General features: G+C 69.8%; 20 protein-coding genes. 9 read left to right on the top strand and 11 right to left on the bottom strand.

Features of this window, described 5'->3' with window-relative positions; genetic code table 11:
• Positions 1-25: 25 nt before the first annotated feature.
• Genes trmD through nirD form a run of 3 tightly spaced genes read right to left on the bottom strand, consistent with a single transcriptional unit; the run spans position 26 to position 1,909 of the window.
• Positions 26-733, bottom strand: coding sequence for a tRNA (guanosine(37)-N1)-methyltransferase TrmD (trmD, locus tag IFT89_RS12235; protein ID WP_202939084.1), 708 nt, complete (start codon positions 731-733; stop codon positions 26-28).
• 46 nt (positions 734-779) lie between these two features.
• Positions 780-1,538, bottom strand: a complete 759-nt coding sequence (locus IFT89_RS12230) for a sirohydrochlorin chelatase (RefSeq protein ID WP_244650712.1) — start codon at positions 1,536-1,538, stop codon at positions 780-782.
• Positions 1,535-1,909 carry a nitrite reductase small subunit NirD gene (nirD, locus tag IFT89_RS12225; RefSeq protein WP_079705654.1) on the bottom strand — a complete coding sequence of 125 codons (375 nt, stop codon included), beginning with the start codon at positions 1,907-1,909 and terminating at the stop codon, positions 1,535-1,537. Before nirD ends, IFT89_RS12230 begins: the two co-directional genes overlap by 4 nt.
• A 205-nt stretch (positions 1,910-2,114) precedes the next feature.
• Between nirD and nirB the strand changes: the two genes are divergently transcribed.
• The 6 genes from nirB to IFT89_RS12195 all read left to right on the top strand — a co-directional run bounded on the left by nirB (position 2,115) and on the right by IFT89_RS12195 (position 12,103).
• Positions 2,115-4,718, top strand: coding sequence for a nitrite reductase large subunit NirB (gene nirB / locus IFT89_RS12220; RefSeq protein ID WP_374190801.1), 2,604 nt, complete (start codon positions 2,115-2,117; stop codon positions 4,716-4,718).
• A complete protein-coding gene (cobA, locus tag IFT89_RS12215; RefSeq protein WP_192005123.1) occupies positions 4,719-5,498 on the top strand; it encodes a uroporphyrinogen-III C-methyltransferase in 780 nt (259 codons plus the stop codon).
• Positions 5,495-6,658 carry a uroporphyrinogen-III synthase gene (locus IFT89_RS12210; RefSeq protein ID WP_192005124.1) on the top strand — a complete coding sequence of 388 codons (1,164 nt, stop codon included), beginning with the start codon at positions 5,495-5,497 and terminating at the stop codon, positions 6,656-6,658. Before cobA ends, IFT89_RS12210 begins: the two co-directional genes overlap by 4 nt.
• Positions 6,659-6,835: 177 nt before the next feature.
• The gene (locus IFT89_RS12205; protein ID WP_124769098.1) at positions 6,836-8,254 is read left to right on the top strand and encodes an MFS transporter; all 1,419 of its coding nucleotides are present in this window, start codon (positions 6,836-6,838) and stop codon (positions 8,252-8,254) included.
• Between the two features lie 37 nt (positions 8,255-8,291).
• Complete coding sequence (locus IFT89_RS12200) at positions 8,292-10,445, top strand: molybdopterin oxidoreductase family protein (RefSeq protein ID WP_137241878.1); 2,154 nt, start codon at positions 8,292-8,294, stop codon at positions 10,443-10,445.
• Positions 10,442-12,103 carry an FAD-dependent oxidoreductase gene (locus IFT89_RS12195; protein ID WP_202939082.1) on the top strand — a complete coding sequence of 554 codons (1,662 nt, stop codon included), beginning with the start codon at positions 10,442-10,444 and terminating at the stop codon, positions 12,101-12,103. The genes IFT89_RS12200 and IFT89_RS12195 overlap by 4 nt, the downstream gene beginning before the upstream one ends.
• 93 nt (positions 12,104-12,196) lie before the next feature.
• Here IFT89_RS12195 and rimM read toward each other — a convergent pair whose 3' ends face one another.
• The 3 genes from rimM to rpsP are packed head-to-tail and all read right to left on the bottom strand — an operon-like array spanning position 12,197 to position 13,524.
• Positions 12,197-12,844, bottom strand: a complete 648-nt coding sequence (rimM, locus tag IFT89_RS12190; protein ID WP_240043911.1) for a ribosome maturation factor RimM — start codon at positions 12,842-12,844, stop codon at positions 12,197-12,199.
• On the bottom strand, positions 12,845-13,096 hold the full coding sequence (locus tag IFT89_RS12185; protein WP_064296312.1) for an RNA-binding protein: 252 nt from the start codon (positions 13,094-13,096) through the stop codon (positions 12,845-12,847). It lies immediately after the preceding gene.
• A gap of 2 nt (positions 13,097-13,098) precedes the next feature.
• Complete coding sequence (gene rpsP / locus IFT89_RS12180; RefSeq protein ID WP_064296311.1) at positions 13,099-13,524, bottom strand: 30S ribosomal protein S16; 426 nt, start codon at positions 13,522-13,524, stop codon at positions 13,099-13,101.
• Positions 13,525-13,775: 251 nt separating this feature from the next.
• Between rpsP and IFT89_RS12175 the strand changes: the two genes are divergently transcribed.
• The gene (locus IFT89_RS12175; protein ID WP_202939081.1) at positions 13,776-14,918 is read left to right on the top strand and encodes a glutamate--cysteine ligase; all 1,143 of its coding nucleotides are present in this window, start codon (positions 13,776-13,778) and stop codon (positions 14,916-14,918) included.
• Positions 14,919-14,928: 10 nt separating this feature from the next.
• On the opposite strand, the gene IFT89_RS12170 is transcribed toward IFT89_RS12175, so the two are convergent.
• Positions 14,929-15,309 (bottom strand): META domain-containing protein, encoded by a 381-nt coding sequence (locus IFT89_RS12170; RefSeq protein WP_194644421.1) that lies wholly within the window; start codon positions 15,307-15,309, stop codon positions 14,929-14,931.
• Between the two features lie 16 nt (positions 15,310-15,325).
• Positions 15,326-16,879 (bottom strand): signal recognition particle protein, encoded by a 1,554-nt coding sequence (gene ffh, locus IFT89_RS12165; protein ID WP_064296308.1) that lies wholly within the window; start codon positions 16,877-16,879, stop codon positions 15,326-15,328.
• 103 nt (positions 16,880-16,982) lie between these two features.
• Here ffh and lipB point away from each other — a divergent pair, with 103 nt between their 5' ends.
• Positions 16,983-17,657 (top strand): lipoyl(octanoyl) transferase LipB, encoded by a 675-nt coding sequence (gene lipB / locus IFT89_RS12160; RefSeq protein WP_191940869.1) that lies wholly within the window; start codon positions 16,983-16,985, stop codon positions 17,655-17,657.
• Positions 17,654-18,670: a lipoyl synthase gene (gene lipA / locus IFT89_RS12155; RefSeq protein ID WP_064296306.1), complete on the top strand. Its 1,017-nt coding sequence runs from the start codon at positions 17,654-17,656 to the stop codon at positions 18,668-18,670. The genes lipB and lipA overlap by 4 nt, the downstream gene beginning before the upstream one ends.
• A gap of 24 nt (positions 18,671-18,694) precedes the next feature.
• Here the strand turns inward: lipA and IFT89_RS12150 are convergent, their stop codons facing one another.
• The 3 genes from IFT89_RS12150 to IFT89_RS12140 form a co-directional block, all read right to left on the bottom strand.
• On the bottom strand, positions 18,695-19,195 hold the full coding sequence (locus tag IFT89_RS12150) for a DUF2004 domain-containing protein (protein ID WP_079705645.1): 501 nt from the start codon (positions 19,193-19,195) through the stop codon (positions 18,695-18,697).
• A complete protein-coding gene (gene ftsY, locus IFT89_RS12145; protein ID WP_064296361.1) occupies positions 19,195-20,073 on the bottom strand; it encodes a signal recognition particle-docking protein FtsY in 879 nt (292 codons plus the stop codon). Before ftsY ends, IFT89_RS12150 begins: the two co-directional genes overlap by 1 nt.
• A 54-nt stretch (positions 20,074-20,127) precedes the next feature.
• Positions 20,128-21,317, bottom strand: a 1,190-nt coding sequence (locus IFT89_RS12140; RefSeq protein ID WP_244650711.1) for an AAA family ATPase, incomplete at its 5' end; no start/stop codon positions are given.

Genomic DNA, 21,317 nt, shown 5'->3' with positions numbered 1-21,317 from the left:
CGTCAAGCGCGGAACCCCGGCGCGCTCAGGCGTCCGGCTGGTCAGCGGGCAGCAGATCCGGGCGGACCTCGCGGGTCCGCTCGATCTGCTGCTGACGACGCCAGGTGGCGATCGCACCGTGGTTGCCGCTCAGCAGCACCGGCGGTACCGGGAGTCCTCGCCAGTCCGCAGGCTTCGTGTAGCTCGGGTACTCGAGGAGCCCGTCTTCGTGAGACTCCTCGACGAGACTCTCGGGGTTGCCGACGACGCCCGGGACGAGGCGACCGATCGCCTCGATCATCGCCATCACGGCGACCTCTCCCCCGTTGAGGACGTAGTCGCCGAGGCTCACCAGGCGGACCCGTGCTCGGCTGGCGGTGTGGTCGAAGACGCGGTGGTCGATGCCCTCGTACCGGCCGCAGCCGAAGACGAGGTGCGGCTCGGCCGCGAGCTCGCGGGCCATGGCCTGCGTGAACACCTCACCCGCAGGAGACGGGAAGATGACCAGCGGCTCCTCCTCGGTGTCGTCACCCAGGATGCCGTCGAGCGCCTCACCCCAAGGCTCCGGCTTCATGACCATGCCGGCTCCCCCGCCGTACGGGGTGTCGTCGACGGTGCGGTGACGGTCGTGCGTCGAATCCCGCAGGTCGTGGACGTCCAACTCGATGAGCCCGCTCTGCTTCGCCTTGCCGAGCAGTGAGAGGTCCAGGGCATCGAAGAAGGTCGGGAAGATCGTGACGATGTCGATGCGCATGAGGAGCAGTCTATTCGCGCGACGGCCGTCGTCCCGGTCGCGCCGGTCAGCCCGACAGTCCGGCCGAGGCCTCCTCGTAGCGGTCGACCACGAGGTCGACGATGCCCGGATCGGGAACCTCGCCGAGGTGGAGGAGCGGCGGCGTCACGAGGTCCGCTCCCGCCTCCTCGAGCAGCCGCGCGAAGTAGCCGGGCGCCAGCAGGTAGGTGGCGATGATGACCCGCCCTGGCGGTCGACTCGTTCGAGCCGCGACCACCGCATCGGGCACCGACGGCTGAGCCGCGGAGACGAACGCCGTCTCGACCGGCACCCGCAGTCGCGACTCCAGTCGACGCCCCATGTCGACGCAGTCGGCGACGGCCCTGGCGTCGGTGGACCCGGCCGCTCCGAGCACGATCCGATCGTCGGGCGTCACGTGCAGCGCCTCCAGTCGCCTGGCGAGGACCACTACGAGGCGGTCGTCCGGTCCCATCGCCCGTCCGAGTGCCGTCGGCCGATCCGTCGCCTCGAGGTCCTCGACGAGGTCGACGTGGACGTGGAACCCCGCGGACAGGAGCAACGGCACGACCACCGCGGGCCGCTCGGGCTCGATCGAACCGAGGGTGGCCGGGACGTCGGGCTGCTGGACATCGACGAAGCCACCGGCGACGTGGAGATCGGCACGCGATCGTCCGACGGCGTCGACGAGCGCGGCGACGGAGGCCTGTCCGATCGGGCAACTCGTCCCGTGGGACACGGCCAGGAGCGCCGGACTCATCCGCGTCCGCGTCTGCGGGCGGCGCACCGCGGTCTCGAGCAGGGTCATGCGTCCTCCCCCAGCTCGATCTCCACGAAACCGCCCACGATGCGGGTGCGGAAGGTCTGGAGGAAGAGGTTCGGGTCGGTGAAGCACTCACCCGTGCCGAGGTCGTACACCTGCTTGTGCAACGGTGACGCGATCGTCGGTCGCTCCCCTCGAGAACCGACGATGCCGCGAGCCATCACCGGCGCGGCCGTGTGCGGGTCCCGATGGTCGACGGCGTAGACCTCATCTGCGCCGATGCGGAACACCGCGATCTGCCGGGCGCGGAGCAACGCCACCTCGCCCCAGGAGAGTTCGAGGTCGTCGATGGCGCAGACGCGTCGCCACTCGGCGAGCGCCGTCCGCCCGGTGTGCTCCTGCATCGTGATGCTCATCGTCGGCCTCCTGGTCGTGCGTCGGAGCACCGACGCTACGGGCGGGGTGTTTCGTCGGATCACCCGTGACGTTTCGGTGAGGTGAAACCGACCTCACATCCGCCCGGGCGTCGTGTGCGGTCCTGGACGCGTTCGGGACACATGCGGGCAACGGTCCGGAAACGCCGCGTCAGTACGCTCGCTGGAACACGAGCCGAGGGGGCCCATGATGATCGATCCCACCGCAGGAGATCTGCCGCGTCGCGTCGTCGTGGTCGGCGGCGGCCCGGCCGCACACCGTCTGGTCGATGCCCTGCACAGTCGCGACGCCGGGCGCACCATGCACATCACGGTCGTCTGTGAGGAGCTCCACCGTCCCTACGATCGTGTGGCACTGAGCAAGCGTCTCGACGATGCGGCGATCGACCTCACGCTCGCGCCGACGGGTGTCTGGGACGAGCAGCACGTGTCGCTCCTGCTGGGCGAACGCGCCGAACGGATCGACCGCGCGGCCCGGACGGTGCACACCTCCCTGGGGAGGGTCGTCACATACGACGAGCTGGTCCTGGCGACCGGCTCCTCGGCCCCGGTGCCCGAGATCGACGGTTCGGAACACGCCCTCGTCTACCGGACGATCGACGACGTGGACCTGCTGGTGTCGGAGATCGAGCGCATCGGCTCCGTGCGAGGTCGTCCCGCCCGGGTGATCGTCGCCGGCGGCGGGTTGCTCGGGCTCGAGGCTGCCGGTGGCGCGGCACGGCTCGGTGCCGAGGCGAGCGTCGTGCACTCCGGGTCGTGGCTCATGTCCGCCCAGCTGGACGAGGGAGCCGGTCGAGCCCTCGGGCGCATCATCGGCGGCCAGGGCATCGGTCTGCACCTGGGGACGAGGCCACGGTCGATCCTCGTGGACGAGCAGGGCGGTGTCTCGGGCGTGAAGTTCTCGAGCGGCCAGCAGGTCGACGTCGACATCGTGGTGTTCGCGATCGGTATCCGCGCCAGGGACGAGCTGGCCCGCGATGCCGGGATCGAGCTCGGTGACCGCGGTGGGGTCGTGATCGGGACCGACTGCAGGACGTCTGCGCCTGGTGTCTGGGCCATCGGCGAGGTCGCCTGCTTCGACGGTCGATGCACCGGCCTCGTCGCGCCGGCGAACGCGATGGCCGAGGTCGTCGCGGATCGGTTGCTCGGTGGCGAGGCGGAGTTCACGACCGTCGACGACGCCACGAAACTCAAGCTGTCCGGCGTCGACGTCGCGAGCTTCGGCGACGCACTTGCACGCACGGAGCAGAGTCTCGAGATCGTGTATGCGGACCCGGCGCGTGGGCTGTACCAGAAGCTCGTCATGACGGACGACGCCAAGACCCTCCTGGGCGGGGTCTTCGTCGGCGACGCCTCGCCCTACGCCTCGCTGCGCCCGCTCCTCGGCGCCGAGCTGTCGAGTGAGCCGGCCGCCTACCTGTCGGCGTCAGGGATCGAGGCACCGGCCGGGGACGAGCTCCCCGACGCAGCGCTCGTCTGCGCATGCAACGCCGTCACCGCGGGGACCGTCCGCGACGCGATCGCGGGCGTGCACGGCGAGGCGTGCACCGAGTTGGGGGCGCTCAAGACCTGCTCCCGCGCCGGGACCCAGTGCGGCTCCTGCGTCCCGCTCGTGAAGAAGATCCTCGAGACGGAGCTGACCAAGTCCGGCATCGCCGTCTCGCGGGCGCTCTGCGAACACTTCGAGCTGTCCCGGCAGGAGCTCTTCGAGACCATCCGGGTGCTCGGTCTCACCTCCTTCGACGAGATCCTCGCTCGCTACGGCACCGGACGCGGCTGCGACGTGTGCAAGCCGGTGATCGGTTCCATCCTGGCCAGCCAGCAGGGTGGGTACATCCTCGACGGCGGTCGGGGGACGCTGCAGGACACGAACGACCGGGCGCTCGCGAACATGCAGAAGGACGGCACCTACTCCGTGGTCCCCCGGATCCCCGGTGGCGAGATCACACCGCAGAAGCTCGCGGTCATCGCGCAGGTCGCCACCGACTACGGGCTGTACACGAAGATCACGGGCGGTCAACGCATCGACCTGTTCGGCGCCCGCCTCGAACAGCTGCCCGACATCTGGCGCATCCTCGTCGACGCCGGCTTCGAGTCCGGACAGGCGTATGGGAAGTCGCTCCGCAACGTGAAGAGCTGCGTCGGGTCCAGCTGGTGCCGCTTCGGCGTGCAGGACTCCGTGGGCATGGCGGTCCACCTCGAACTCCGGTACCGCGGCCTCCGGGCACCGCACAAGTTCAAGTTCGGGGTGTCGGGGTGCGCGCGCGAGTGCGCTGAAGCACGTGGCAAGGACGTGGGGATCATCGCCACCGAGCAGGGCTGGAACCTGTATGTGGGCGGCAACGGAGGGTTCCAGCCGACCCACGCGCAGCTCCTCGCCGGAGACCTCGACGACGAGACGCTCATCCGGTACATCGACCGCTACCTCATGTACTACATCCGGACGGCGGACCGACTGCAGCGCACCGCCAGGTGGATGGAGGACCTCGACGGCGGACTCGACCACGTGCGGGAGGTCGTCGTCGAGGACTCGCTCGGACTCGCCGCCGAACTCGAACAGGCCATGGCCGCACATGTGGACGGGTATGAGGACGAGTGGGCGGCGACCCTCGCCGACCCGGAGCGCCTCCGCCGGTTCCGTTCCTTCGTCAACGAGCCGGGCGATGCCGAACCGCGACTCGCGCGGGTCGCGGAGCGAGGCCAGTACCGGCCCGCGACGACGGAGGAGATCGAGCGCGGCGAGGCCGTCTATCTCGCAGGGCCTACCATTCCAGTGAGGGAAGGGGCATAGATGTCGGGTCCAGGCAGGGTCACGCTCGTCGGCGGCGGACCGGGCGATCCCGCGCTGCTGACCGTCGCCGCCATCGAGGCCCTCCGAGACGCGGACGTGGTCCTCTACGACCGGCTCGCACCCCACGACACCCTCCCCGAGCTCGCCCCGAACGCGCTCCTCGTCGACGTCGGCAAGCGCCCCGGCCATCACCCGATCGGACAGGACGGTATCGAGACCGTCATGGTGCAACACGCGCTCGACGGCGCGGCGGTCGTCCGCCTCAAGGGAGGCGACCCGTACGTCTTCGGGCGCGGCAGCGAGGAAGTCCTGGCCTGCCACCGCGCGGGCGTCCCCGTCCGCGTGATCCCGGGCGTCTCGAGTTCCGTCGCCGTGCCCGCGGCTGCCGGGATCCCCCTCACGCACCGGAACCTGAGTCATCTCTTCACCGTGGTCAGCGGTCATGCGCCGCTCTCCGACGAGGAACATCGTCACCTCGCCGGCCTCGGTGGGACGATCGTCGTCCTCATGGGTGTCGGCACGCTGCCCTCCATCTCCCACGGGCTCCTCACCTCGGGGCTCGCCGCCGACACACCCGTCGCGATCATCGAGCGCGGCTACAGCGAGACCCAGCGCACCACCGTGGCCGACCTCGGGACGATCCTCCACGTCGCCGCGGCCGCCGGCGTGCGGTCACCGGCCGTCATCGTGATCGGCCACGTCGTCGCCTTCGCCTTCGACGGTGACGCCGAGGCCTCGGAACTGCTGGCGCGGGCCGAACGTCTGGGGGCATCGGCGTGACCGACACCACCCCGCCGGCCGCTGACGCCGGCCCGGACGTCACGACCCCGGTCCCGGGATTCCGGGCGGACCAGCTCGAGGGCTTCCGGATCGGCGTGACGAGCGACCGTCGATCGCAGGACCTCATCGACGCCTTCGAGCGGCGCGGCGCCACCGTCGTGCACGCACCGACGCTGCGGATCGCACACGCACAGCACGACGAACCGCTCATCGACGACACGCGCGACATCATCGCCGCACGCCCCGACGTCCTGCTCGCCACGACCTCGTACGGCATCCGACGGTGGTTCGAGGTCGCCGACGCCGCTGGACTCGGCGACGAACTCCTCGAGGCGCTCGCCGAGACGGCCATCCTCGTCCGTGGTCCCAAGGCACGCGGTGCCATCCGAGCAGCCGGTCTGAACGACGTGGGCATGAGCGACCGCGAGACCACCGCCTCCCTCGTCGACAAGGTCGTCGCCGACTACCCGGCCGGTCTCCGCGTCGCCGTCCAGCTCCACGGGTACACCGACGAGCGCCAGCTCGAACGGCTCCGTGCCGTCCACCAGGAGGTGCACACGGTCGCCCCCTACCGGTGGACGGACCCCGATGCGACCGACGAGCGCGTGCGGCGACTCGTCGAGGCGATCGTCAGTGGCTCGCTCGACGCGGTCACCTTCACGAGCGCCCCGTCGGTCGTCGCCCTGTTCACGGCCGCGGAGGCACTCGGTCAGGAGGACGCCGTCGTCGACGCCTTCCGTCGCGACGTGCTGTGCGCGGCCGTCGGCCCGGTCACGGCGGCGCCACTGCTCGCCCAGGACATCGAGCCCATCGTCCCCGAGCGGTTCCGCATGGGGGCACTCATCCGGCTGCTGTGCGAGCATCTCGAACAGCACGCGATCCTCCGAGCCGAGACGCTGCACGGCCCGATCGCCATCCGTGGCGCCATCGTGGAGCTGCCCGGCTCGCGGGTCCGGCTCCCCCCGAACTCCCTCGCGCTCCTCCGCGCCCTCGTCCGTGCGAACGGAGCCGTCCTCTCGCGCTCCGCGCTGGGCGACGCGCTGCCCGCAGCCGCGGACCACCACGCGCTCGAAGTACAGATGAGCCGCCTCCGCCAGACGCTCGGCGTCCCCGGACTCATCAACACGATCGTCAAGCGCGGCTATCGCCTCGACGTCTGACGGCGGCTGGTCCGGCTCCTGGACCGCGGGCGGTCATCCGCCTCACCGGGGTGATGAGTGCCTGTGAGCAGGCGGTGATCCAGGTGTTACCTCGCGGGTGGGGCCCCGAAACACGGCGTCGGTAGCTTCGGAGACAGCACACGTCCCGTCCCGCTTCACCGAACGCTCGGAGCAGCCATGACCACGAACCTCGAAGCAGTCGACGCCCCACCGACCACGGCGACACCGACCGTCACCCCGGTCGCACTGACCCACCGTCCCGGTCGTTGGATCGACGGGTGGAACCCCGAGGACAGCGCGTTCTGGGACCGGGAGGGCCGCGGCATCGCCGGGCGGAACCTCCGGTGGTCGATCTTCGCGGAGTTCCTCGGCTTCGTGGTCTGGCAGCTCTGGAGCATCGTCGTCGTCATGCTCCCGACGGCCGGGTTCTCGTTCTCCACGGCCGAGACCTTCTGGCTCATCTCGATGCCGAGCCTCGTCGGTGCGACCCTCAGGTTCCCGTACTCGTTCATGGTCCCGCGCTTCGGCGGGCGGAACTGGACGATCATCTCGGCGGGGCTGCTCCTCATCCCGTCCATCGCGCTCGCGCTGTGTGTGGGCAATCCGGACACCCCGTTCGGCGTCATGCTCGTCGTCGCCGGACTCGCCGGGTTCGGCGGTGGCAACTTCGCCAGCTCCATGTCGAACATCACCTACTTCTACCCGCAGCGGGAGAAGGGCTGGGCGCTCGGGCTGAACGCGGCGGGCGGCAACCTCGGAGCAGCGGTCGCACAGTTCGTCGTCCCCATCGCGGTCACCGTCGGAGCCGCCGCCACCCTCAACCTGAGTCTCGCCGGATGGATCTGGGTCCCCTTCATCCTCCTCGCGATGTTCGGTGCCTACCGCTACATGGACAACCTGTCGTCAGCGAAGGCGGACCTCCGCGGATCCGCCGCCGCGCTGCGGGAACCGCACCTCTGGCTCCTCGCACTCCTGTACATCGGCACCTTCGGCTCGTTCATCGGCTTCGCGAGTGTGTTCCCCAAGCTCATCGCGGACCAGTTCCCCGACTTCTCCTCCTTCGCCGTCGGTTCCGCGTCGATCTCGCTCGCGTTCCTCGGAGCCCTGATCGGTTCGCTGGCACGCCCCTTCGGTGGGCGTCTCGCCGACCGCTTCGGTGGGGCCGTCGTCACGATGAGTGCGTTCGCCGTCATGGCCCTGGGAGCGCTCGCGGTGCTGTGGACCCTGCCGCTGGCGAACTTCTGGCTGTTCCTCGGCTGCTTCCTGCTCCTGTTCGTCGCCGCCGGTGTCGGGAACGGCTCGACGTACCGCATGATCCCGAGCGTCTTCGCGGCGCGATCCGGCCTGCGCGACGCCCACCACCGCAGCGGCGACGTCGGGACGCAGCGCAAGGCCGCCGCCGCGCTCGGGCTCATCTCCGCGATCGGTGCCTACGGCGGCTTCGTCATCCCACAGATCCTCGGGCTCTCGCACGGCGCGACCGGTAGCTACTCGGCCGCGTTCATCGGCTTCATCGGCGCGTATGTCGTCCTGTTCGCGGTCACCTTCCTCGTCTACTTCCGCAAGAACGCGTCACTCGCCGGCCAACGACTGTGAGCCGTCGCTCCACCCGCTCCTGACCGAAGGACCACGCATGCCTCGTCCCACCGCCCCGGTGACCGACACCCACTGCCCGTACTGCGCGTTGCAGTGCGCGATGTCCCTCACCCGAACGACGGCGGTGGACGGGGTCGCTCCGAGGCTCCCGGTCGACGTCGCCGGGCGGGACTTCCCGACGAACCGGGGCGGCCTCTGCAAGAAGGGGTGGACGTCGGCCGAGCTCCTCGCGCGGGGCGATCGCCTCACGACCCCCTTGGTGCGCGACGCCACCGGTGAGCTGGTCGAGACGAGCTGGGATGCGGCCCTCGACCTCGTCGCATCGACCATCCTCCGCATCCGTGGTGAGCGCGGGGCGGACGCGATCGGAGTCTTCGGAGGCGGTGGCCTCACGAACGAGAAGGCCTACCAGCTGGGCAAGTTCGCCAGGATCGCGATCGGGACGAGCCGGATCGACTACAACGGCCGGTTCTGCATGTCCTCCGCCGCTGCAGCGGGCAACCGTGCGTTCGGGATCGACCGGGGGCTGCCGTTCCCACTGGAGGACCTCGACGGTGCGTCGACCGTCCTCCTCCTCGGATCCAACGTCGCGGAGACGATGCCCCCGTTCATCGGTCATCTCGTCGGTGCTCAGGCCTCCGGTGGCCTCATCGTGGTCGATCCGCGCCGCTCGGCCACCGCGCGACTCACCGAGACCGGTCGTGGACTCCACGTGCAGCCCGCGCCCGGGACGGATCTGGTCCTGCTCCTGGGGCTCACACACATCGTCCTCGCCGAAGGGCTCGCAGACGAGGCCTACCTGGCCGAGCGCACGACCGGGCTGGACGGCCTGCGCCGCAGCGTGAGCGCGTGGTGGCCGGAACGCGTCCAATCCGTGACCGGCGTGCCGGCGCCGGTCCTCCGAGACGTGGCTCGTCGGCTCGCCGCCTCGGACGGCACCTACATCCTCACCGGTCGCGGCGTCGAGCAGCATGTCGACGGCACCGACACGGCCACCGCCGCCATCAACCTCGCACTCGTGCTCGGACTACCGGGCCGGCCGGGATCGGGCTACGGCACGCTCACCGGCCAGGGCAACGGCCAGGGCGGTCGCGAACACGGTCAGAAGTGCGACCAACTGCCCGGGTACCGCAAGATCACCGATCCGGAAGCCCGCCGTCACGTCGCCGAAGTATGGGGTGTACCGGTCGAGTCGATCCCGGGTCCCGGGCTGCCGGCCGTCGCCCTCCTCAACCGCCTCGGTGAACCAGACGGTGTGCACGCCCTCCTGGTCCACGGCTCGAACGTCGTCGTATCCGCTCCGAACGTGCAGACGGTCCGGGACGGACTCGGCCGCCTCGAGCTGCTCGTCGTCTGCGACTTCTTCCTGTCGGAGACCGCCGCGCTCGCAGACGTCGTCCTCCCGACGACGCAGTGGGCGGAGGAGGAGGGCACCATGACCTCGCTGGAGGGGCGCGTGATCCGCCGCCGGCGGGCGCTCGATGCTCCGGTCGGCGTCCGCAGCGAGCTCTGGATCATGCACGAACTCGCCCGTCGTCTCGATGCTCCGGGCCGATTCGAGCTGGACCCGTCGATCGTGTTCGACGAGTTGGCGGCCGCATCCGCCGGAGGCCTCGCCGACTACTCGGGACTGAGCCACGCCCTCCTCGACACCGGGCTCGCCGCGTACTGGCCGTTCCCCGTCGGCAGCGGCGGCACGCCCCGGCTGTTCACGGAACGGTTCGCACACGACGACGGTCTCGCCCGGATCATCCCGGTCCGCCCCGCGACGGTCTCGGAGTCACCGGAGACCGGGGAGGAACTCACCCTGACGACCGGACGCCTCCTCGAGCACTACCAGTCGGGCACCCAGACCCGCCGCGTCCCCGAGCTCGACGACGCCCGTCCCGAAGTCTTCGTCCAGGTCCACCCCGCGACGGCGGCACGACTCGGGATCGTCGAGGGCGGACTGGTCGAGGTCTCGAACCGTCGGGGCACGCTGACGGCTCGAGCCAGTGTCGACGGCGACATCCGTCACGACACCGTCTTCCTGCCGTTCCACTACCCGGGCGACGCGTCGGCGAACCTCCTGACGCAGGACGCGGTCGATCCGATCTCGGGGATGCCGGACTTCAAGCGCGCGGCGGTGCGGCTGCGCCCGGCCGCTGGCACACCGCTGCCGGAAGCCACAGCGACCGGAGCCCTCCGATGAGTCCGCGACCAGGTCGCGCACTCCGCATCGTTGTGGTCGGATTCGGCCCGGTCGGTGCGCGGTTCGCCGAGGAGGTCGCCCCTGGCGTGCGGAACGGCTCGATCGACGTGACCGTGGTCGGGCAGGAACCGGTCGACGCGTACAACCGGGTGCTGGTCGCCGATCACGCGGTCGGCTCGACCGGACTCGCCGACATGACGCTCGTCAGTGCCGAGGACCTCGCCCTGGACGGTATCCGTGTCCTGCGCGGCACGACCGCGATGCAGATCGATCGCGAGACGCGGACCGTCGAACTCGACACCGGGGAGACGCTCCCCTACGACCGCCTCGTCTTGGCGACGGGTGCGCGCGCGAACGTTCCGACACTCGACGGCGTCGATCGACGGAAGCGGGACCTCCCGGCGCTCGAGAAGTATGGACGGTCGTTGCTGCTGTCCGACCACGACCTCCCCCGCGGCGTCTGCACCCTGCGTGACCTCGCGGACGCCGACACCGTCGCCGGGGTCGTCCGATCCGGCGGCCGGATCGTCGTCCTGGGTGCCGGTGTCCTGGGACTGGAGCTCGCGCTCTCCGCCGCGCGCGCCGGCGCCGACGTGGTCGTCGTCCACCACGGCCCCACCCCGATGCCGCGGAACCTCGACCGCGGCGGCGGCTCCGTGCTCGCCGCGGCGCTGCGGGCAGCAGGCGTGGAGGTCATCGCACACAGCCGCGCCGAGGCGATCGGTCATCGGGACGACCCCGCGGGCGGGAGGCACTTCGATGCGCTGATCACCGCTGACGGGAAACGGATCACCGGCGATCTGCTCGTCCTGTCGTGCGGGGTGAGCGCACGCGCCGATCTGGCGATCCTCGCCGGGGTCCGTGTCGGCGCCGGCGTGCTCGTCGGCGAAGACCTCAGCAGCTGGTCGGACGAACGGATCTTCGCCATCGGCGACTGCGCGCACGTGCTGGCGCCGACACCGGAGCTGCGCAGCGAGCGCATCGTCCCCGGCGGCCCGCCGGGGCTCATCGGCCCAGGATGGCGGCAGGCCGAGTGGCTCGCCGCTCGATTCCTGATCGAGGCCGCGGCCGGCGGACCACCGCTCGAGCTGGGTCCACCACCGGTCGAGCGGGCGAGCACCGTCGCACTCAAGGCCGAGCGGGTCGACGTCGTCGCGGTCGGCGACGTCCAGGCCGAGCCCTGGGACGTCGAGTCGACGACCGCTGACGGGTGCAGCGTGCATCCGGCCGCTCCGCGCAGCGTCTCGGTGTGGGCGGACCCCGACCACGGCCGCTACGTCAAGATGATCGCCCGCGCCGGGGTCCTGACCGCCTTCGTCTGCATCGGTATGCCGCGAACTGCGGCCGAGCTGACGCTCCTGTACGACGGGGGCGGCGAACTGCCGGCGGATCGCTCGGTCCTCCTCCGGCTCGACGGGCCGGACGCGATCGGTGGTGCCTCCGCCGATGCGTTCGTCCCCTCGACAACCGTCTGCACGTGCAACGGCGTGACGGTCGGCAGGATCATGGATGCCGCGCAATCGGGCAGTACCACGGTCGCCTGCATTGGCAAGGCAACCCGCGCCGGCACCGGCTGCGGTGGGTGCACCGGCCGGATCGCCGCGGTCCTCGAGCGGGTCGCAGACGGTGATCGTCAGAGCGAGCCGGTACCGGCGTGATCTGCCGGAGACGACGACGGAGGCGCCGGTTGCACGCAACCGACGCCTCCGTCGTGGGTGTTCCGAGCCGGGAGAACCGACTCGGAACGCGATCTACTGCTCCGGCTGCGACGCTCCGGTGTCGTCCTGAGCCTCGTCGGAGGCCTCGGACTCGACGGGGCCGGCCGTCGTCGTCTCGGGGGCGTCGTCGGCCTCCGGGAGTTCCTCGAACAAACCGGTTGGCGGCGTGACCGTGACGATCCCGGCAGCGATGTCGACCGTGGGGACGATCGCCTTCACGAACGGGACCATGACCTCGCCGTCGCCGGTCTTCACGATCAGGAGGTCCTGAGCCGGGAAGTGGTCGACGCGAGCGACGGTACCGACGGCGACGCCGTCGCGGTGCACGGCCAACCCGACGAGCTGGTGGTCGTACCACGCGTCGTCGTCGACCGGTAGCTCGGTGGGGTCCTGCTCGACCCAGAGGATCGCCTTCACGAGGGTCTCCGCCTCACTGCGATCGGAGATGCCGACGAAGAAGGCGACCGGCTGGCTGTTGTACCAGCGCAGCTCGATGAGCTCGAGCGTCTTGCCGCGCCACTTTGATCCTGCGGGGACCTGGAGCGTGAACGTCGCGCCCGGGGTGAACCGGTGCTCCGGCTCATCCGTGTAGAGCTCGACCTTCAGGGCGCCCTTCAGGCCATGGGCTTTCGTGAGCCGACCGACCCGCAACTGGGTCTTCGGCTCCGTCTCGTCCGCCACCTACGCGCTGGCGCCGGAGGCGTCCGTGTCGACCACGTCGACCCGGACCCGCCGACCGTCTGCCAGCGCTGCCACGAGGGTGCGCAGGGCTTTGGCCGTCCGGCCGGCACGACCGATGACCCGGCCGAGGTCCTCGGGGTTCACACGAACCTCGAGGACCTCGCCACGGGCGGAGTTCTGTGCCGTGACGCGAACGTCATCCGGGTGATCGACGATCCCCTTGACGAGATGTTCGAGCGCGGGAGCGAGCAAGACTACGCCTGCTCTGCTTCAGCGGCGTCGGCAGCGGGCGCCTCGGCCTCGGCCGGAGCAGCCTTGGCCGCGGGGGCCTCAGCCTTCGGCTTGAGGACGGGCTTCTTCTTCTCGTCGGCGACGAAGGCGGCCTTCGGCTCCTTGACGCGGACGGTGCTCACGGCGTCCTTGTCGCCCTTGAACTTGCCCCAGTCACCGGTGAGCTTGAGGAGTGCTGCGACCTGCTCGGTCGGCTGGGCGCCGACGCTGAGCCAGTACTGCGCACGCTCGGAGTCGACCTCGATGAACGAGGGCTCCTCGGTGGGGTGGTACTTGCCGATCTCCTCGATGACACGACCGTCGCGCTTCGTGCGCGAGTCTGCGACGACGATGCGGTAGTACGGCGCACGGATCTTGCCGAGACGCTTGAGACGGATTTTGACAGCCACGATTCTCCTGAATGATGTGATGTTTGATGTGCTCGCTGCCGAAAGGTGGGGCCACACGCTCGACGCGAAAACTGTGGTTGCTGCGGGCGTCGGATAGAGGGTCGAACTCCGCGCAGACTCAACTCTCTATTCTGCCAGACATCGGGCGATCTGGGTAATCCGGCGACACCGATACCGGATGACCCCTCCACCCCGTGTGAAGATGGGCTGGCGCGCGGCATCCGGCCGCGCCCTGCGGGAGGTCGACGCCAATGCCCATCGAGTTCGCCAGATCCGAGCGTTCGACCGTCGGCCTCGAATGGGAGGTCGCCCTCGTCGACCGCGACACCGGCGATCTCGTCGGCGCAGCGGACACCGTCCTGTCGGAACTCCGCCCGAGCGACGGTTCCGATCATCCGCAGATCACCAACGAGCTGCTGCTCAACACCGTCGAACTCGTCTCGGGTGTGCACCACACGGTCCCCGAGGCGATCGCGGACCTCGAAGGCCAGCTGGCCGAGGTGCGGGCGATCACGGATCCGATGGGCGTCGAACTCATCTGCAGCGGTTCGCACCCGTTCGGCCAGTGGTACGACCAGCAGGTCACCGACAAGCCCCGCTACCACAAGCTCATCGACCGCACCCAGTGGTGGGGTCGCAACATGATGATCTGGGGCGTGCACGCGCACGTCGGCGTCGAGACGGTCGACAAGGTCCTCCCGATCATGAACGGGCTGCTGACCTATCTGCCCCACCTCCAGGCGCTATCGGCGTCCAGCCCCTACTGGGGCGGGGTCGACACCGGGTACGCGTCGAACCGCGCGCTCATGTTCCAGCAGCTCCCGACGGCGGGCCTCCCCTACCAACTCTCGGACTGGGAGCAGTTCGAGGCCTACGTCGACGACATGACGGTGACCGGCATCATCGAGGACCACACCGAGGTCCGCTGGGACGTGCGACCGTCGCCGCAGTGGGGCACGGTGGAGATGCGTGCGTGCGACGGAGCGTCGACCGTCGCGGAGTTCGGGGCCCTCGCCTCGCTCATCCACTGCCTCACCGAGCACCTGTCCGACCGCCTCGACGCCGGAGAGCGGCTGCAGACCCTGCAGCCGTGGTACGTCCGCGAGAACAAGTGGCGTGCTGCGCGGTACGGCCTGGACGCCGAGATCATCCTCGACTCCTCGGGCCACGAGCGCCTCGTGACCGACGACCTGCACGACCTGCTCGACACCCTCGCGCCGGTCGCCCGTCGGCTCGGCTGTGCAGAAGAACTGGCGAGCATCGCCACGATCATCGAGCACGGCGCGAGCTACCAGCGGCAGCTCGCCGTCGCCCACGCGAACGGCGGCAGCCTGCAGGCGGTGGTGAGCTCGCTCGCGAAGGAGCTGCGACACGGGGTCCAGCCCTCCGCCTGACGAGGCGGCGTCACTCAGCGCGGTCGAGCGTCCCGATCCGCGTGCCGGCGTCGTCGGTCACGGTCAGGCGGCCGCCGTCGTCCGAGAGCGTCGCCTGTGCGATCCCCCGCAGCCAGGTGTCGACGCCCGGGCACGCCATCAGGGTGCTCGCGACGTCGGAGACGACGACCGCGTCGTCCTCGGCGCGCCAGGAGCCGGAGAGGCTGTTGCAGCCGTCCGAACCACTCACGCGACCGTCGTCGGTGAACACCAGGTGCGGGTCGGCGGCGCCGGTCCCCTCACCCCAGGTGCCCAGGACGCGTTCGCCCGGAGGCGGAGCGGAGCACCCGGCGAGCATGCCCGCGGCCAGGACGACTGCGACGACCGAAGCCGCTGTCCTCAGCGCGCGCATACCACCTCCGCTCGACTCAGCGACCCAGGAACTTCTGCAGCTCGGCGAGCTCCGCCTCGGTCGGGGCTGCCGATCCCGACGACGAACCGCCGCCGAGGCCGAATCCAGCGCCCGTAGCGGCGGCCTGCGTCTCGACGGCGCCGGCGTTCTCCGCCGCGCGCTTGGCCGGGTTGCCTGAGCGGGAACCCTTCTTCTTGGCCTGCGGCTTCGGTCGGTTCGTCCGTGCACCGGGGACCGGACCCATGCCGGGGATGTTCGGCACGCCACCCTTGGCGACCGTCTTCATCATCTTCGCCGCCTGCTCGAAACGGTTGACGAGGGCGTTGACCTCGGTGACGGTCATGCCGGAACCCTTGGCGATGCGCAGGCGACGGGATCCGTTGAGGATCTTCGGGTTCGTGCGCTCGGCCGTGGTCATCGACTGGATGATGGCCTCGGTGCGGACGATCTCGCGTTCGTCGAAGTTCTGCAGCTGCTCCTTCATCTGCCCCATGCCGGGGAGCATGCCCATCATCTTCTTGATGGAACCCATGCCGCGCAGCTGCTGCATCTGCTTGAGGAAGTCGTCGAGCGTGAAGGAGTCGGTCGCGAACTTCTCCGCGACCTTGCGCGCCTCCTCCTCGTCGAAGTTCTGCTGCGCCTGCTCGATGAGGGTGAGGATGTCACCGAGGTCGAGGATCCGGCTCGCCATGCGGTCGGGGTGGAACGGCTCGAAGTCGTCGAGACCCTCACCGGTCGACGCGAACATGATGGGGCGCCCGGTGACGGAGGCGATGGAGAGTGCCGCACCACCGCGGGCGTCGCCGTCGAGCTTCGAGAGCACCACGCCGGTGAAGTCGACGCCGTCGAGGAAGGCCTTGGCCGTCGCGACCGCGTCCTGACCGATCATCGCGTCGATGACGAAGAGGACCTCGTCGGGATCGACCGCCTTGCGGATGTTCGACGCCTGCTTCATGAGCTCGGCGTCGACGCCGAGTCGTCCGGCGGTGTCGACGATGACGGTGTCGTAAAGCTTCTGCTCGGCGAACCGCACGCCGTCGCGGGCGACCTTGACCGGGTCGCCGACCCCGTTGCCGGGCTCGGGAGCGTAGACGGGGACGCCCGCCTGCTCTCCGACGACCTGGAGCTGGTTGACGGCGTTGGGGCGCTGGAGGTCGGACGCGACGAGGAGCGGCGTGTGACCGTCCTTCTTGAGCCACTTGGCGAGCTTGCCCGCGAGTGTCGTCTTTCCGGCACCCTGGAGGCCGGCGAGCATGATGACGGTCGGCGGCTTCTTCGCGAACTCGAGACGGCGCTGCTGTCCGCCGAGGATCGTGACGAGCTCGTCGTTGACGATCTGGACGACCTGCTGCGCCGGGTTGAGGGCCTTGCTCACCTCGTCGCCGAGGGCGCGCTCGCGTACGCGACCCGTGAAGTCCTTGACGACGTCGAGTGCGACGTCCGCGTCGAGGAGGGCGCGACGGATCTCGCGGACGGTGCCGTCGACATCGGCCGCGGAGAGCTTGCCCTTGGTGCGGAGGTTCTTGAACGTGTCCGCGAGGCGGTCAGAGAGTGTGCCGAACGTTGCCATGATCCCTCCAGTTTAGGGCAGACCGCGACGCGACCCGGTCGATCGCCGCCACGGCTGGAAGATGGGTATTTGGACGGCGTCCAACAATGCTATCGTGGCGGCCATGACACAGCTCCTCATCGCCGGGCTCGCGCCCGCGTTCGTCCCGTACCGCGAGGGTTGGGCGCTGCAGCGTCGAGTCCATGAGGCGGTCGTCAGCGGTGAGAGGCCCGAGCACCTCATCCTGTGCGAACACGAGCCCGTGTACACGGCGGGCAAGCTGACCCGGCCGCACGAACGTCCCGACGACGGCACACCGGTCGTCGAGGTCGACCGCGGTGGCCGCATCACCTGGCACGGACCCGGACAGCTCACCGGCTACCCGATCGTCCGCCTCCCGGAGCCGGTCGACGTCGTCGCCCACGTCCGCCTGCTCGAGGAGGTCATGCTGCAGACGATCACCGAGCTCGGCGTCATCGGCCGCCGCATCGACGGACGGTCGGGTGTCTGGGTCGACCCCGTCGCCGGTGGACCGGCCGCGAAGATCGGCGCCGTCGGTGTCCGGGTGCAAGCGGGGGTCACGCTGCACGGCTTCGCGCTCAACTGCGACAACTCCCTCGAGCCCTTCGGCCACATCGTCGCGTGCGGCATCGCCGATGCCGGGGTCACCACGATCAGCGCCGAGCTCGGTCGACGGGTCACGCCCAGCGACGTCGCGGGGCGCGTCTCCGAGATCTTCGAAGCACTCCGGCCCGGCTGGACGGCCGCGTCCGTGACCACGATCGGAGCGGCCGCGTGAGCGGCTGCGGCGCACCGGCACCCGCTCCCGCGGCGGACACCGGCGGACGGAAGCTCCTGCGACTCGAGGTCCGGAACGCCCAGACCCCCATCGAGCGGAAGCCCGACTGGATCAAGACCCGCGCGACGATGGGACCCGAGTACCGACAGCTCCAGGCGCTCGTGCAGGAGGAGGGCCTCCACACGGTCTGCCAGGAAGCCGGCTGCCCGAACATCTTCGAGTGCTGGGAGGACCGCGAGGCGACCTTCCTCATCGGCGGGTCGCAGTGCACGAGGCGCTGCGACTTCTGCCAGATCGACACCGGCAAGCCGGCCGACTACGACCGCGACGAGCCACGGCGGGTGGCCGACTCGGTGCAGCGGATGCGCCTGCGCTACGCGACCGTCACCGGTGTGGCGCGCGACGACCTCCCCGACGAGGGGGCGTGGCTGCACGCCGAGACCGTCCGGCGCATCCACGAGACGAACCCGGGGACGGGCGTCGAGATCCTCGCGACGGACTTCTCCGGCAACCCCGACCTCCTCGGCGAGGTGTTCGCCTCCCGGCCGGAGGTCTTCGCACACAACGTCGAGACGGTCCCGCGCATCTTCAAGCGGATCAGGCCCGCCTTCCGTTACGAGCGCTCCCTCGACGTCCTGACCCAGGCGCGTGCCGCCGGCCTCATCACGAAGTCCAACCTCATCCTCGGGATGGGCGAGGACCGGAGCGAGATCAGTCAGGCGCTCGAGGATCTGCACGAGGCCGGCACGGACATCATCACCGTCACCCAGTACCTCCGGCCGACGCCTCGACACCTCCCCGTGGACCGCTGGGTCAAGCCGCAGGAGTTCCTGGAGATCAAGGAGGAGGCCGAGGAGATCGGGTTCCTCGGTGTGCTCGCGGGACCGCTCGTCAGATCGTCCTACCGTGCCGGACGCCTCTGGGCGCAGTCGATGACGGCAAAGGGCCGCGAGGTCCCCGAGGGACTGCAGCACCTCGCAGACGCCTCACTCGGTTTCGCCCAGGCAGTCTGAGGCCGACGCCTCGACCTGCCGGGCTCAGTCCTCGCTCGTGACCCCGGTGACCTCGCCGTCGGAGGTGTACGCGACCATGAGCACGCCGTCGAGCTGGTCCGCGTCGAGCGAGTACTCGAAGATCGCGAACGCCTCGTCGCCGTTGTGCTGGTGCGGCGCGAACCCGACGCTCAGCAGCGTCATCGACCGGATGACGTCGACGTCGCGGTCTCCGGACTCGTCGACCAGGACGTCCGGCAAGGACTCCCCCAGCTCCTCGACGGCCTGGATGATGTACTCGGTCACCTCGGAGGTGCGGTCGTCGACCTCGCTCAGCATCGCCTCACGCGAGCGCAGGTCGAAGCCCTCCAGGGCGAGGATCATCGCGGCCGCCAGGTCGAGTGCGTCGGCCGGGATGTCGTCCTCGTCCGGGGCGCTCAACGAGATGGAGACGGACTGCTCCCCGACGTCGATGTTGTCGGACCAGTAGACACCACCACCAGGCTCGGTCGCGATGATGCCGAAGTAGTCGTGTTCGATCGCCATCAGCTGCCCACCAGGTTCTGTGCGAAGACGTGCGGTGTGAAGCCGGTGAGGTCGCCGATGCCCTCACCCTGACCGACGAGCTTGATCGGGATGCCGGTCTTCTCCTGCACGGCGAGGACGAACCCGCCCTTCGCGGAGCCGTCGAGCTTCGTCAGGACGAGCCCGGTCACCCCGGCGTGCTCGATGAACGCCTGCGCCTGCGACAGACCGTTCTGACCGGTCGTCGCGTCGAGCACGAGGAGGACCTCGGCGATGGGCGCCTGCTTCTCGACGACGCGACGGATCTTGGACAGCTCGTCCATGAGCCCGCCCTTCGTCTGCAGCCGACCAGCGGTGTCGATGATGACGATCTCGGTGCCGGTCTGCTTGGCGTACTCGATCGTCTGGAAGGCGACGGAGGCCGGGTCCTGCCCCTGCTGCTGGGGGCGGACGATCTGTGCGCCCGCACGCTCGGCCCAGGTCGCCAGCTGCTCCACGGCAGCGGCGCGGAAGGTGTCCGCTGCCCCCACGACGACGGTGCGGTCGTAGTTGCGGAGGAACTTCGCGAACTTGCCGATGGTGGTCGTCTTGCCGACCCCGTTGACGCCGACGACGAGGACGACCGCCGGACGCTCGCTGAGCTTCAGCGTCGTGTCGAACTTCGACAGCCGCTCCTCGACCTCCTCGCGCAGCATGCGCTGGAGGTCGCGCGGGTCGGTGGTGCGGTAGCGGTCGACGGAGGCGTGCAGGCCCGTGACGATCGACTCGGTGACGTCGGGACCGAAGTCGGCGCCGATGAGCGCATCCTCGAGGTCCTCCCAGGTGGTCTCGTCGATCGTCGGACGTTGGAACATGCCTTTGAGGGCACCGGAGAGTGACCAGGGTGTGCGTGCAGCCATGGTCTCAGCGTAGCCGTCGGCGACGCGGTCCCGTCGCGTGGGCACGAGACCGGATCAGCTCGCGCGTTCTGCTGCCACGCGCTGACCGACGACGGCCGACACCCCGTCCTGGCGCATCGAGACGCCGTAGAGGGCGTCGGCGATCTCCATGGTGCGCTTCTGGTGCGTGATGACGATGAGCTGGCTCGTCTGACGGAGGTCCTCGAAGATGGTCAGGAGCCGCCCGAGGTTGGCGTCGTCCAGGGCCGCCTCCACCTCGTCCATGATGTAGAACGGGCTCGGCCGGGCTTTGAAGATGGCGATGAGGAGGGCGACCGCGGCGAGCGAGCGCTCCCCACCCGACAGGAGCGACAGGCGCTCGATCTTCTTGCCGGCGGGCTTGACCGACACCTCGATGCCCGTGGTGAGCATGTGCTCGGGGTCGGTGAGCGAGATGCTGCCCGTGCCGCCCGGGAACAGGATCGGGAACACCTCGGTGAAGGCGGCTTCGGTGTCGGCGAACGCCGAGGCGAAGATGACCTCCATCTTCCCGTCGATGTCCTCGATGATCGACAACAGGTCGGCGCGGGTGCTGGTGAGGTCGGCGAGCTGTTCGGTGAGGAAGCGGTGGCGCTGTTCGAGTGCCGCGAACTCCTCGAGCGCGAGCGGGTTGACCCGTCCGAGTTGGGCGTAGGTGCGCTCCGCTGCTGCGAGACGCTTCTGCTGCTCGGCGCGGACGTAGGGCGTCGTCGGCACGTCGTCCGACTCCTCGGCGGGTTCCTCCTCCGGCTCGGCGTCCGGCGTCGCGGGTCCGTCGGCAAGTGCCTCGGGCGCCTCGTCCGAGTCGGGCGTCGTCGTCTCGGGCGAGACCTCCGGACCGGTGTCGTCGGCCGTTCGCACAGCCGAGCGGGCGGTCGCGCGGGGTGTCGGAGGGTCGACGGGCACCGGAACCTCGGGCCCGTACTCGGCGACGAGCACGTCCTCGACGAGTCCCAGCTCCGACCCGGCGCGCTCGAGCAGACCGGACAAGTGGAGCTTCTTCTCGTAGATCTGGAGTTCGAGGCCGTGGACGCTCTCGGTGACGACCTGCAGCCGCTGCCGGAGCGTGTGCTCCTCGCCGCGCAGTCGCACGAGTTCGGCGTTCCGGCTGGACCGCGTCGCCTCGGCTGCCGCGAGCGCGACGCGGGCCTCGGTGACCGACCGGTCGACCGAGTCGAGGACGGGCGGGAGCGCCTCCGTCACGGCGGTGGCGGCCGCGGCCTGGC

Source organism: Plantibacter sp. CFBP 13570, from assembly GCF_014841395.1.
Lineage (GTDB): Bacteria > Actinomycetota > Actinomycetes > Actinomycetales > Microbacteriaceae > Plantibacter > Plantibacter auratus.
This window is presented reverse-complemented; position numbering and strand designations above follow the sequence as displayed.

Coding starts and splice junctions, on each gene's coding strand:
- trmD (WP_202939084.1), bottom strand. CDS start 733: ATGCGCATCGACATCGTCACGATCTTCCCGACCTTCTTCGATGCCCTG.
- IFT89_RS12230 (WP_244650712.1), bottom strand. CDS start 1,538: ATGACCCTGCTCGAGACCGCGGTGCGCCGCCCGCAGACGCGGACGCGG.
- nirD (WP_079705654.1), bottom strand. CDS start 1,909: ATGAGCATCACGATGCAGGAGCACACCGGGCGGACGGCGCTCGCCGAG.
- nirB (WP_374190801.1), top strand. CDS start 2,115: ATGATGATCGATCCCACCGCAGGAGATCTGCCGCGTCGCGTCGTCGTG.
- cobA (WP_192005123.1), top strand. CDS start 4,719: ATGTCGGGTCCAGGCAGGGTCACGCTCGTCGGCGGCGGACCGGGCGAT.
- IFT89_RS12205 (WP_124769098.1), top strand. CDS start 6,836: ATGACCACGAACCTCGAAGCAGTCGACGCCCCACCGACCACGGCGACA.
- IFT89_RS12200 (WP_137241878.1), top strand. CDS start 8,292: ATGCCTCGTCCCACCGCCCCGGTGACCGACACCCACTGCCCGTACTGC.
- IFT89_RS12195 (WP_202939082.1), top strand. CDS start 10,442: ATGAGTCCGCGACCAGGTCGCGCACTCCGCATCGTTGTGGTCGGATTC.
- IFT89_RS12175 (WP_202939081.1), top strand. CDS start 13,776: ATGCCCATCGAGTTCGCCAGATCCGAGCGTTCGACCGTCGGCCTCGAA.
- IFT89_RS12170 (WP_194644421.1), bottom strand. CDS start 15,309: ATGCGCGCGCTGAGGACAGCGGCTTCGGTCGTCGCAGTCGTCCTGGCC.
- ffh (WP_064296308.1), bottom strand. CDS start 16,879: ATGGCAACGTTCGGCACACTCTCTGACCGCCTCGCGGACACGTTCAAG.
- lipB (WP_191940869.1), top strand. CDS start 16,983: ATGACACAGCTCCTCATCGCCGGGCTCGCGCCCGCGTTCGTCCCGTAC.
- IFT89_RS12150 (WP_079705645.1), bottom strand. CDS start 19,195: ATGGCGATCGAACACGACTACTTCGGCATCATCGCGACCGAGCCTGGT.
- ftsY (WP_064296361.1), bottom strand. CDS start 20,073: ATGGCTGCACGCACACCCTGGTCACTCTCCGGTGCCCTCAAAGGCATG.